We start from the raw sequence: 12,693 nt of genomic DNA, 5'->3' as shown, positions 1-12,693 counted from the left end.
GGCAGCGCACCTGGCGTGACCTCTGCGGCTCCCGTTTTCGTGGAGGCCACACGAATGCCGGCGCTGGATGCCGCAGCCCTCAACCGGCTGGATGCCCTGGGCAGCCCGGCGGCCGAACTGATCCGGGCCGGTGCGCCGCGGGAAGTTGCCTCGGCCGCCGATGCCGCCCTTCGCGGGATGCAACTCGCGGTCTCACCGGATGGCGCTGTCTCCCTCGCTGCACTTCAAGGAGTGCCAACGCTCGGCCCCTCTGCGTTAGAGACGGCGCGGGCGGAGGCGCGGGTCATCCTCGGCCCGCCCGCCGAGATGCCGGCCGGATCGCTCGCCGCCGTCCTGATCGCAGCTGGTCAGCCGGCGCCCGTCGAACCCGGTGCCCCACTGCCGGCGGGCAGCATCGGCTTGCTTGCTGTACCGCGCGTGGAGACCGCGCCAGGAGCAGAGGCGACGCCTCTTCTCGTCGCACTGCCACCGGGAAGCTCGGTCAGCAGTGCCACGCCGCTCGGTGGCGGCATCGAGTCGATTGCTCTTCCTCCCGCGGCCGGGCTGCGGACCGAAGCGGCGATCCTTCCCGAGGCCGCCGCCTTCTGGTCGCGCCACGCTGCCCCGCTGGTGGAAGCAGTGGTGCATCAGGTCTCCCCGGCGCCGGACGCGATGGCCCCCCCGGTCTTACTCTCCTCGGTGCTCGAGGGCGCGGCGAATTCGGGGATGACGGTGACCCTTGGGCCCGGGCCTAATGGCTGGGTGGTATCAGGGGCGGCCATGCTGGGGGCGGAGGCGGGGCTGCGCGGCGTCACGGCGCCCGCGGCCGCGCCGCTCTCCGCCGGCCCGCCGCCTATCCCCGGACCGGGAGAAGCGACAGTCCATCTCGGCGCGGGCGCGGACCCCCGGCGGGAGGCGCTGGGCGGCGCCTTCGTCTCGGTCACCCATCCCGTCGCGGTGGCGATCGACTTCGGCCCTGCGCCCGGCGCCGCACCGTTGCCGGAGGGAACACCGCGCCTGTGGCGGATGGACGATACCGCCGCCCTGGTTGCCATCGGCCCCTCGGGCCCGGCGGGGGCGATTGAGGAAGGGATGGGACTGCTCGCCCGCCTGCGAGAGGGGCGGGTGACGCGGTTGGCCGATCTCGCGCCCGGGCAGGGCATCGCCACCTGGCAGGGGTCGCCGGCGCATCTCCTGCTCGGCGGCATTGCGCGGGTGGGCGAGGATGGAGTGGCGCTGGGCGAGAGCGAACCGCCGCGCATTGAGGTGATCCGGGCACCCTCCAAGGAGGGTGGCTGGACCATTTTGCGCGACGGCGCCGTCTCTCGCGCCGGTGAGGCCAGCGAGGAACTGCGGTTGGTACTGGCCTATGGGCTTGGCGCGCCGGCAGGCCCCTATGCCGGGGGCGAGGATGCCGCGCGGGCGCGGGAGGGCATTGCGGCCGCACTTCTCGCCATGGAGACGGCGCGCCGCACCGGAGAGGCTGGGCGCGCGCGTCAAGCCTGGGCGGCGCTGGCGGCGGATTGGGTAGCGGAACTGGAGCGGCGGGAGCGGCTCGGCCCGCCGCCGGGCGGCAGCACGACACCGGAAGCGCTTGCGATGATCGCGGGGCTGCACGGACCGCTGGCTGCCTGGGATGCGATGCTCGCGGGCGGGGCAGCGCCGGGTCCACTGCTTCGGGGGACGGCTCCCGCGCTACGCGCCTCGCTCGCTCACCTTCTCGCTACGGGCGCCGCGCTGTCGCTCTCGGCACTCGGCCAGCCATGGGAGGCTGCGGCGGGGCGGGCGCCGGTGCGGGCGGGGCTGGATGCCGCGCGGGAAGATTTTGCGCTGGCGGCCACGTCCGTGCTGCGCGGGGAAACGGGACTGGAGGATGCGGCGGCGGCACTCGGCGCCTGGGGGGAGGCCGCGATCCGCGACGCGGCGGTCACCCGTCTCTCACGAGGGGACGGGCTGGCGATCGCCGCGCGGCTGGGGCGCTTCGGCGTGCCGGCGCCGGCCATACGGTAACGCAAAAGGAGCCGCCCCTTGCGGGACGGCCCCTTCGCCGGAGGCGGGTGGCTCAGCCGCGAACGAGAGAGGCGCGGGTGACGCGGCCCTGATCGTCGTACTGGATGGCGAAGTACTCGACGCTGCCGCCATAGCCGATGCCGAGCGAGTACATCTCCCGCGCGCCGTCGCTGTTCTCCGGCGCGCCGAGCAGGGCACGCACCTGATCGCGCGGCGTGCCGGGAGCTACCGCGCCGCTGGAGCGCAGGGCGCCCACCTGGCCACCGCGCGGGTTGCGGCCGCTGTCGTCGCCACGCCCAGCTTCCCAGGCGCCTCGGTCAAAGTTTGCGGCCTCGGCGGCTAGGCTCGTGCCCATGACTGTCGCTCCCATAACGAGGGCCGCGGCGAGGCGGCCGGTGCTGCCCTTGATCATTCGCTCGCTCCCTTCGGAGTGGTCCGCACGCCGGGAACGCCGGGATCGTCGGCCAGGTTGTGCTGGCCGACCGCCACCTCATCGCTCCAGGCCAGCTCGTGGTCGCGGCCCACCACAATCATTTGCCCGTCCCGCACCGCCGTCTCGATCAGCCCGGCCAACTCCTCCTGCGAGGCGTCCGGGTTCTCCTGCCCGATGCGGATGCCGACGCTGTTGTTGTAGAGGTCCATTGCCTCGCGGTCGGCGTTCTGGTCCTCCTCGGGCAGGCCCTCATGCGCGGTGCTGAAGCGCTGGGACCAGTCGGCGCCGAACTCCTGCGTCAGTCGCGCGGCACCGAGGGCGTGCCGCATGGCGTCGCGGTGGCCATCGTTGCTCTGCCACTCGTTAACACGGCCGGAGGGAATGTCCGACGGCACGGCGTTGTCCGGGAAGGCCTCCGCCGCGCGCGCGCCGGCGTCGTCGGCGATGTCCTTCACCTGCTTCTGGTTCCAGGGTGCGAGGCCGCCGAGCAAGTCGGCCTCGGTCGCAGTCATGGTGCGGCTGCCGAAAAGGCCGCCGAGCGGGGCGAACTCCACCATCCCCCCGGGGTCGGCCTGCACCTGGTAGTCGCGCAGGACAGAGCCGAGATCGGGGCGGCCGGGAGTGGCCGGTGCTTGCGGCTCGGCCGGGGCCGTGGACCCGGAGGGTGCCGTCGGGGCAGAGGGCGAGGGGTCGCCTGAGGCGCCGGGCGAAGGGTCGCCGGATGCACCGGGCGAGGGCGTGCCGGGTGCGGCCGGGGAGGGGGCGCCTGACGTGCCGGGCGAAGGCAAACCCGGCTTGCCGGGAGACGGCGTGCCAGAGGCGCCGCCGGACGGTGCGGGCGTGCTTTGAGAATTGCCGCCCGAAGAACCGACTTGCGGTGCAGGTGCGGCAGGCGGCTCGGGTGCCGGAGTTACCGGGGCTGCCGGGGCGCCGGGTAGGTAAACCGTGTCGCCGGGGAAGATCAGGTCGGGCTCGATGATGTGGTCGCGGTTGAGGGCAACGGTCTCCTCGAAGTCCGCGCCCTCGCGCCTGGCGATGTCCCACACCGTATCGCCGGCGCGCACGGTGACCTCGCGGTAGCCGGCGGCTTCCAGCTCGGGGTTGATGCGGCCGGTGGAGTCCATCCGGCCCTCGGGATGCGGGGCAATGAATTCCTGCGCCACCCAGCCCTGCACTGGGCGGTCCGCCACGTCGGTGCCGCGCACCTCGATCCACTGGCGGCCGCTGGCATCGGTGGACTGCTGGCCCGTGGGCTGCAGGAAGGTGCCGTGCTGGAACACGCCCGCCGGGGCACCGTCCGTGTCCGGGGAGGGACGGGCGTTCAGGCCGTCACGCGGGACGACGACGAGCTGCCCGGGGTTAGCGGTGGGCGCTTCGGGTGTGACAGGCGGCGCGGTCGGGTCCGCGGGTGCCGCCTCGGGCTGCGCGCCGGTCCAGCTGCGTTCCGAGCGCACGCGCACGTCGTCATTGCCGAACTCGGCGATAAGACTCGCCTTTGCCTCACCGACGCCCTTCAGGTCGACGCCAACTTGGTGCTGCGTCTGCGTGCCGTCCCGCGCCACAAACTGCGCGCGGGTGGAGGCGCTGGCATCGGCGGGAAGCTGGCGGAGCGCGTCGCCTAGCCCGCCATGCGCGAGCCCATCCAGGATGCGGGCCGCGTGCTGGTCCGGGTTTTTCAACGTCGCCTCGGCCTGCAGCTGGATCTGGTCGGTGCGGCTTGCATCGAGCGGGGACTGCGCCATGACATTGGCCTGCAGGCGCACAGACATCTCGTCCGGATGCGCCCAGCCGCCGCTGGAGAGCAGGTCCGCCTCCGGAAAGGGCTGGCCCTTGCCGTCGAAACCCTCCTTGGGGATGTCCCAGGACAGCGTCACACGGCCGTTGCTATCGCCGACGTCGCGGATGTTGTTCGTGTTGAAGCCAAAGGCGCCGACCTTCGGGTCCTTTAATGAGGGGTCCAAGATGTCCCGTTTGAAGTCGAGCTTCTCCTTCGTGGACAGCTCGTTTCCGCCCTCGATCGCGTAGGAAAGGCGGCCGGGCTCGTCGCCCTGCGGCAGCTCGACGGTGCGGATGACTCGTTGGTTCGCGTCGAACCGGCCCTCGATGCCGAGATTGTCGGTGAGCTTGGCCTCGAGCTTGACGCGCTCCTGCACGGTCAGCTGCTGCTCGTAGGAGACCACGTGGTCGCGCAGGAAGGCTTGGTCAGCCGCGCTTGGCTCCAGCTTGCGCGCTACTGCTTCGCCCGCGATCTCCGGGATGTTGTTCGGGTTCATCGCGCCGCCGGGGCCGTTGCCGGCCTCGCTTACCCCCGGACGGTCCGCGCCGGGGTGTTCTACAGCATCGCCCGAAGCGCCATTCAGCGGATTGCCGGAGGGGTTGCGCGGTAGGCCGGAAGCGCCTGGGATCCCCACCGGGCCGGGCATGACGGAGGCAGTGTCGCGGACGGTCTCGGCGGCTGCCATGCGCTCCAGCGCGTCGACCGCGCGGGTCGCGTCCTCCTTCGTGTCGAAGCGCATCGTCACGCGGTCGGCGGTGCCGAGATTCAACTCCCCGCCGAACTTGGCGGCGTTCCCCAGCCGCAGCTCCGCGCCGACGCCGCCGAGCAGGTTCTTGGAGAAGGTGACGTCGTATTGTGGGGGCTTGTCACCGGGCTTCGCCGGCGGATCGCCCACCTGCTGCACCGTCGCCTCAAAGCCGTACTGCGCCTTGCCGGTCGCGTTGAACTTCCACGGCGTGGGCAGTGACAGGCTCGCCTCGCCGGTCAGGCGCATCACGGCCTGGTCGCCGTCGCTGTTCAGCTTGTCGATCGCGCCCTTGGTGTCCGCAAGGTTGCGGGCCGTGCCCGAGGCGCCCTGCGCCGCGCCAGTTTCGGCGGGCGCTGGCTTCGCGCCGGATGAGGCGCCAGCGCGGACGACATCGCCCTCGCTAGCCCCGGCCGGCTTGCTTTGGGAGGTGGTGGGGTCCTCTTTCGGAGCAGGCGGGGGCGGCGGGGGTGTCGCCTTCTGGCGCGCGACGGCGCGGTCGAAGGGACCGCTGCTCGGGGCCGAGGAGGCGCCGGATGAGGAGGAGCCGGAGGTTCCAGCAGGCTTGGCGGCGTCGAGCGGCGGCATGGCGTCCCTCCATGTTGCCCGGATACGTGGGCCCGGGATGCCAGAGGATACCGGGCAGCCCGCGCGGCCAGATTTCGAGTATGAGGCGCCACGATCAAGCAAGGGCACGTTACAGGCCGATGACAATTGTCCGTTTCGTCATCGCGTCTTCTCGATATCCATGACAGCGAGACCGGGATGATTGTTCCCGCTCTTTGTCCCCGGACGGGAATAACTTGGCTTCAGTCCTGTCGTGCCGCCATCAAAGCCTCAAAGCTTGGCGCCACGGGCGTCAGCCCGGCCTCTCCCGCAATCTCGTGGTCCACGAAGACCACCGCAGGCTCGCCACCGGCGCGGTAGTCGAAAGCCATGAAGTTGCCGCCGGTATCGTCCGAGAAGGGCACAATCCCAGCGGGGTACAGGTCTCGCACGCCTTGGAAAGCGCTGAGCAGGCCGTAGCTGCGCTCGCCTGGCCGCGTCACCCTCTCGCGCTCGATAAGATAGAGGAGGACGCCGATATTCGCCCGCCCACCATTCTCCAGCGGCACATATTTCGGAGCCGGCACGCGGCCCTGGTTCAGCCGCGCCAAAGTCCAGTAGGTATCGGGCAGGCGCTGGCCGGTCTCGGCCTCAATGCGCGCGCGGTCCGCCTCCGTCGCCTTCGGGAGATCGGACCGAAGATAAGGGGTCCAGCCATCACTCATCGTCTCAGCCCTTCTCGGTCGCGCGCATCAGCGTTTTTGAGGCTGTGCGGGTCAAGTCCTACTCTGCTCCACCGCCGCCCCAGATCTTCTTGCCACCGGTGTGCTTCACCGCGGCATGGATGCCGCGCGGCACCAGGAGCAGCTCGCCGGGGTTTTCGGTGTGGTGCCAGGTCCACTCCGCTGGAGACTGGTCGGGCGCGCGCGCGATGTCCTCCAGGATCTCGTCGATCTGGGACGGCGTGAGGCCGGCATCGCACAGGGATTGCTGCCCCTCCGGCGTCGCGAGCTGCCGGTTTGAGGCGCGAAAGTGCTGCTCGCGGCTGGCGACATAGCCGGATTCCGGCAGCTGCGCGCGGAAGACCGAGGGAAACTGCGGAAAACCCTCGGCGCTGAAAGGCACACCCGCGGCATAGGCTGGGCGCATGGGGGCGGGCAGCATCTCCAGCGCGTCGGCGTAGTCGAGCTGTGAATCCGGCGTCAGTGCGTCGCGTGGCATCATCTCGCCGGCATAGCGGGAGTTGATGGGCGGGGTGCCGTCCACCAGTTCCACACCCTGGCGGGATACGGCGAGGCGCGGGCCGTCGATGCCAGGCTCCACGCGGTACTCGGTGAGCCAGGGATGGTTGCGCGCGCTTGCCGTCAGCGCGCCGTCTCCGTCAACGCGGAAGGTGTAGTAGGCAGTCCTTGCATTCAGCACGTCGAGCAGGTTCTCCGCGCCCATCTCGCGGGCAAGCGAGAGGCCGGTGCTCGGGCCGTCGATGTAAACGTCGCCGGGGCTGCGGGCGAAGGCGTTCACCCGCGTGGTCAGATCGTCGAGATAGGTGTTGTCGGCCGAGATCTCGGTCTCGAGCTGCGCGCGCTGGTTGGGGGTTAGCGTATCGCCCGATAGTTGTTCAATGCGCGCCGCATTGCGCTCGCCGATCTTCGCGATGTCCTGGCGCGCAGCCCAGCCTTGCGAGCCCGGCGGCGGCGACGCCTCGCCGCCCAGCAGAGCGCCCAGCCACGCCTCCAGCGTGCCCGTGCGTTGCGCCGCGATCGCAGCGCGCTCGTGCAGCGCGATGTCCTCGGGTGTGGCCTGCGGGCCGTGGCGAATCTCGGTCACCGCGCCCGTCCTGCCGTCGGCCACGATCCGCACGGCATCGCCGGGCAGGGACGCATCGGCGACCACCGGCGGGCGATAGGCGTCCAGCAGGCCGTTGCGGATAGCCACGGGGTTGAACATGTCGCCGGGATGGGTGCCGCTGCTGCGGAGCCCGGCGCCGGTGGTCGCTCCCCAGAAAGCCATTTGCAGCAGGCCCTGAGCGCGCTGCTCGCCGCTCATCACCTCCCAGTTCTGGAACATTTCGACGCCCTGGTTGGCCATGGCCGTCACGTCGGTCACGCCCGCCGCCGCCTGGGTCCAGCCGAGCATTGAGGCCTCCATCGGCGCGATGGCTGCGCCGCTGCGGGCGACCTGCGACAGCCGCGCCGCGCTGCCGAAGGCACCGACGCCGGCCGCGTTGGCGCCGAGCGAGAGCCACAACCCGCGCGCTTCGGGGTCGGTGAGGCTGAGCGACTGCTGGTGATCGGCCCGGTCCAACAGATCGGCCCCCGCGCGCCCGGCGCCATAGGCGGCGGCCGCTCCGCCGATCATTAGCGCGCCTGTGCCGCCGGTGCCGATGATGAAGGCGCCTGCCGCAATGACCCCACCCACCAGCGCGGCCTTGTCGAGTACCGACAGTGCGACCTCCCCGAAGCTGTCCACCGTCTCCGGCGTCGCGCCCTGACCGAGTTGGGCCCTGCCGTCAACGCCCGCGACGAGATGCCCGCCTTTGGGATAGGTCATCTGCCCGGGCGGCAGGTCGTTCGTCTCACGCCAGTGGGCGAAGTCGCGATACACAGCGCCCTGGTTGTCGACGAAGCTTTCGCGCCCGTCCTGGCCGGTCACGCGGAACAGCGGCACGGTGACCGGCCCGGTCTCGCCCGAGGAGTAGGTGACGGGCAACACCGCGACATCCGCCGCATCGCCCCTGGCCGCGGCACGGATGCCGTCCGCGACCTTGGTGACCGCCTCGGCGTTCGGCCCAGCCGCGAAGGCGTTCACCCCGCCCGCCAGCGCCTGCTCAGCGTCCTCGGGCGAGAGGCCGGGCAGGCTGGGCGCGAAGCCCATGGCGGTGCCGACGGTGTTCTCGATATCCGTGCCGGCCAGGTGCTGCGCCGCGTCGCCGCGGGCGAGGAAGGGGGCGGCATTGGCCTGGGCAATCGGGCCGGTGATGGCGGGGTTGGTCCAGGCGTCGCCTGTGGCCGAGAGCGTCTCGCCGGTGATGCCGCGGTCCGCGCGGAACACGGCCAGCGCGTTCACCCGCGCCTCCAGCGGCACCTGCTCATCGGCGCCGAGCAGGGCGGCGCCCTGATGCGTCTCCAGGATGCCTGCCAGCCGCTCGCGATCGGCGGTTGGGGCCTCGGGGTTCCACTCGCGGGAGAGGGCGAAGGCCAACTCCCGCCGCAGGTCGGGCACGCCCTCCTCACCACGCGGCGTCATGCCGCCCTCGCGCGGAGTGAGGCTGACCGTGAGGGCGCCCTCGGTCGTGACCGCGAAAGCGTTTTGCACGAAGGCGCCGGTTGCCTCCGAGCCCGGGCCGGCATTCAGGGCGGCGAGGCTGCGGGATAGCAACTCGGCCTGCCGGTCACGGGTGGTGAAGTCGGGGCTGCTCTCCAGGGCGGGGGTGGCCAGGTCGGCGCGTTCGGGGGCGAGCGCGCGAGCCAGATTGGCCGCGCCATCGGGGCCGAGGGAGCGAATCATTTCGCCCAGCGCTTCCGAATCTTTCACTGGGCCGTCCAGCAGACCGCCGACGCCGGTGATGGCGGTCTCGGCCAGACTTTGAATGGTGGTGCGGCGCTGCAGCTTCTCGGGGTCGGAAAGTCCGTTCGTCGGCTCGCTGGCCAGCTCTCCGGCCTGCAAGGCGGTACGCTGTGCAAGGATGGCGCGTCGGTCCGGATCGCCCTCCAGCCGCTCCATCAGGTTGGCGGCGCCGCGTGCGCCCTCGCCATCCTGAGCCGCCCAGCGGTCCAGCAGGCGGTCCATGAGCAGCTCCTGCTCGGGGGCGGTCATCGCCCCGAGATCGGAGCTGCCTTCCAGAGCGGCCTGCGCCTTTTCAGCGGTGCCGTGATGATCTAGCCAGAGGAGACGATTGTTATAAGGATCCGACTTCGCGTCAACCCAGTGCTCAATCTCTTGCCGGCGCGGCTCGGCGATGGGCTCGCGTGCCGGGGTGGCGGGAAGCTGGGCCAAGGGTTCGGAGGGTTTGCCGTTCCGTGGCTCCGGCGGTTGGGCGGGGTGGGGTAGCGACTTCTCCACCTGCGCGGAAAAGGCTTTGTCAAAGCGCTGCCCGTCGGCCGGAGCTGCCCTGGTGGGGATGGAGCTGCTGCGCTCCTGGTGAGTTCTGGCCGTTGCGGATGAGAACGACATGTGCGGCTCCTCCGTCACCTCCGCCCGGGGCGGTGGCGCTTCTGTTAGGAGCCAAGGACAATGTTTGCCGAAACGCGACGACAGGAGGGTGACAGTTCGGCTACGGTCCGCGGGCGGAACGTCCGACTTGGGATCTGTTCTACGAGCAAGAAGTCCAGTGATGATCGGGCGACGATCCGCTCACGCGGCAAGCATTCCCGACAGTCTCTCTTGCTCCAATGACGCATGAGGATCCCTTGGTCGGGGAGGCCTGCTTCAGTTTGTCCTATGCGTTTCAGAGTTCGGAAAGTCGACCAAATGCCTCATCGGCCTGCCCGTGCTCGGTGCTTCCTCCTGACCTCGCCACCCAAGGTCCCGGCCCGCGTCGGACAGACCGACATCAGGGAGACGCACTCGGCATGGTTGCTGTATCCAGACAGAGCTTCCTAGGAGAGCTCAGTTGATCCCTGGACTTGTTGCCCTCGTCTTTGCGACCCTCTTCGCTGGGGCCGCACTCTACATCAGCCTAGTTGAGCATCCCGCCAGGATGGTCCTCGAAGATCCGCCGCTGCTCGCCCAGTGGCAGCTGAGCTACAAGCGCGCCCTGCCCATCCAGGCGGGCCTGGCCATGTTGGGCGGGGCGGTAGGGCTGCTGGCCTGGCATCACCTTCGCGGGCTGCAGTGGATGGCAGGCAGTCTGGTCCTGCTCGCGAACTGGCCTTTCACGGTGCTGGTCATCATGCCAGTTAACAAGCGCCTGATGGCGATGACACGACAGGCAGCAGGCCTGGAAAGTCGCGAACTTCTGCAGCGCTGGGGCAGACTGCACAACGTGCGGAGTATGCTTGGTTCCGCGGCCTCTCTCCTGTTTGCCTGGGGCTTCCTGGCGAGCCATTAAGTCTTGCTGCCACCACCGCCACGCTTCCTTCGCAAACGCAGACTTGGAGAAAAGCGATGGGCCAGCTAGCCCGACGCGATCCGTCACTTTCGTCCAAGACTTCGGAACGTCCAGTGCGCAAGCTCTCGAGGCCTGCGGAGAAGTTCTCGATCTCATTACAGTAGCATCGCCGCAGCAAACTTCCTAAGCAATCAGCTTGACGGCTTTGGCTCAGTACATGGCAGCCTGCCTTTGCTCGCTATGACCGAGGGAAGACTTACCCATTCCTGACGGACCGAGACACCATGCATCCCGAACAGGTTTTTGAGCTGATCGTCGGCATGTTCCTGGTCGTGCTGGCACTCCAGTACGCCGCGCTGCGCTTGCGTCTTCCGCCATCAGTAGCGCTTCTGGTTGGCGGAGGTTTGCTGGCCTTCGTTCCGGGCCTGCCCGCCGTCGATCTTGATCCAGAACTGGTGCTGGTCATCTTTCTGCCGCCGCTCTTGATGGACGGGGCCTGGTTCACGGCCGTGGCTCCCTTTCGTCGTCATCTCGGCGGCATCACTTCGCTTGCTGTCGGAGCGGTGCTGTTCACGGCGGCCGTGGTGGCAGTCGTGGCGAAGCTCATCCTGCCCGAACTGCCCTGGGCGGCATGCATCGCGCTGGGCGCCATTGTTTCCCCGCCCGATGCAGTGTCGGCGAGGGCCGTCCTGCAACGCGTGAAGCTGCCACGCCGACTGAGCACTTTGCTGGAAGGCGAAAGCCTTCTCAACGATGCAACAGGGCTCGTGCTCTTCCGCTTCGCCGTAGCGGCAGCGGCGACCGGAACCTTCAGCCTCGGCGAGGCCGTGGGCAGCTTTGCCCTGCTCGTCGGTGGCGGGATCGCCGTTGGCGGGTGCATCGGCGCGCTCTGGGTTTTGCTCCTGCGGCGCCTCGGGGACGACCACCTGATGATCGCGGCCTCGGTACTCGTGTGCTGGGCGAGCTATATTGCGGGTGAGTTGCTGCACGTCTCGGGGGTGATCGCGACTGTCACGGCCGGGCTCGTGTGCGGCTGGTACCAGCACGTCATCCTGACGGCGAGCGTTCGTATTCGCGCCCTCTCGTTCTGGCAGGTGATGATCTCGCTCCTCGAGGCGACTGTCTTCGTGTTGATCGGCCTGTCTCTGCGCAGCGTCATCGACCGCGTCGGCGGTATCGGTGTTGTGCTGCAGGATATGGCTTGGTCGGTTGCGGCCATTATCCTGGCCATCACCGTGGCGCGCTTCGCATGGGTCTTCGGCACCGACGCCCTTCTCGGGGCCATGCATCGGGCTGGATTGCGAGGAGTGGAGCCCCTCGGCGTACGGGCGGCGAGCGTGATGAGTTGGGCGGGCATGCGCGGCGTCGTCACCCTTGCAGTGGCGCTAACCCTGCCCGAGGCCATGCCCGGCCGTGACCTGATGCTGGTCACAGCATTCGCTGTCATCCTGGTGACAGTGCTCGTGCAGGGCACGACGCTCGGTCTCGTCATCCGCCTCGCAGGGCTGCAGGAGGACGACCGTAGCAGGCCGCCGCTGGACCTGCATTCCGCCGAGAACGCTATGTTCAAAGCACAGCTCGCTGAAGTCGAACGGCTGGCTTTCACTCCCGATGGCAGACTTCTCCATCCCCGCCTGCTCGACAGCTATCGGCGGCGGGCCACAATCGCGACCGAGTTCTCTGGCAGTGAGGAGGAACGCGACCTCGATATCGCCGCGCATTACGGTGTTGTCCTTGCGGCGGTAACGGCAGGGCGGGCCGAGCTGGTTCGCCTACACCGGGCGAGACAGATCGACGACGAAACGCTTCATGACCTTGAGCATGACCTGGATCTTGAGGAACTCGTGGCGATAGCCGCAAAGGGATGAACTGCTGCCGCCGATAGCCAGCGGCAACACTGGCGGCCAGTTCTCCGGCGCGCGGACCGCTTCTGCGGCGGGCACCAGAGGATCTAGCAAGAGTCGAGAGCTCGGCTAGTCGGGGCGTCTCTAGCAGCAGCTTATTCTCGAGCTGCCGGAAGCTTCGAGAGAAGTGAGTAGCCAGGGTGCCGCAGGAAGTGGCAATCCTGACGGCCTCCTGGAACGCGGGCGTTTCCTTCAAGAAGGCGCATATCGAGGGAGCCCGTCGATGCGGGCAGGGTTCCCCCGGGAGCC

7 protein-coding genes are annotated in these 12,693 nt (G+C 69.2%); 3 read left to right on the top strand and 4 right to left on the bottom strand.

The window, feature by feature from the left end:
- Window positions 1-54 precede the first annotated feature (54 nt).
- Window positions 55-1,989: a hypothetical protein gene (locus ACVBD7_RS08860; RefSeq protein WP_458097114.1), complete on the top strand. Its 1,935-nt coding sequence runs from the start codon at window positions 55-57 to the stop codon at window positions 1,987-1,989.
- A 52-nt stretch (window positions 1,990-2,041) separates the two neighbouring features.
- Here the strand turns inward: ACVBD7_RS08860 and ACVBD7_RS08855 are convergent, their stop codons facing one another.
- The 4 genes from ACVBD7_RS08855 to ACVBD7_RS08840 form a co-directional block, all read right to left on the bottom strand.
- On the bottom strand, window positions 2,042-2,401 hold the full coding sequence (locus ACVBD7_RS08855; protein ID WP_458097113.1) for a hypothetical protein: 360 nt from the start codon (window positions 2,399-2,401) through the stop codon (window positions 2,042-2,044).
- Window positions 2,398-5,532: a DUF6973 domain-containing protein gene (locus ACVBD7_RS08850; protein WP_458097112.1), complete on the bottom strand. Its 3,135-nt coding sequence runs from the start codon at window positions 5,530-5,532 to the stop codon at window positions 2,398-2,400. The genes ACVBD7_RS08855 and ACVBD7_RS08850 overlap by 4 nt, the downstream gene beginning before the upstream one ends.
- A gap of 221 nt (window positions 5,533-5,753) precedes the next feature.
- Window positions 5,754-6,215, bottom strand: coding sequence for an SMI1/KNR4 family protein (locus ACVBD7_RS08845; RefSeq protein ID WP_458097111.1), 462 nt, complete (start codon window positions 6,213-6,215; stop codon window positions 5,754-5,756).
- A gap of 58 nt (window positions 6,216-6,273) precedes the next feature.
- Window positions 6,274-9,663 carry a DUF4781 domain-containing protein gene (locus ACVBD7_RS08840; RefSeq protein WP_458097110.1) on the bottom strand — a complete coding sequence of 1,130 codons (3,390 nt, stop codon included), beginning with the start codon at window positions 9,661-9,663 and terminating at the stop codon, window positions 6,274-6,276.
- A 526-nt stretch (window positions 9,664-10,189) separates the two neighbouring features.
- On the opposite strand from ACVBD7_RS08840, the gene ACVBD7_RS08835 reads away from it, so the two are divergent.
- Window positions 10,190-10,540, top strand: coding sequence for a DUF1772 domain-containing protein (locus ACVBD7_RS08835; RefSeq protein ID WP_458097109.1), 351 nt, complete (start codon window positions 10,190-10,192; stop codon window positions 10,538-10,540).
- A 284-nt stretch (window positions 10,541-10,824) separates the two neighbouring features.
- Window positions 10,825-12,408, top strand: a complete 1,584-nt coding sequence (locus ACVBD7_RS08830) for a Na+/H+ antiporter (protein ID WP_458097108.1) — start codon at window positions 10,825-10,827, stop codon at window positions 12,406-12,408.
- Window positions 12,409-12,693: the final 285 nt, after the last annotated feature.

It is taken from the genome of Roseomonas sp. WA12 (assembly GCF_054165765.1).
Note: the sequence above shows the minus strand (reverse complement) of the source record. Positions and strands in the feature narration are given on the sequence as shown.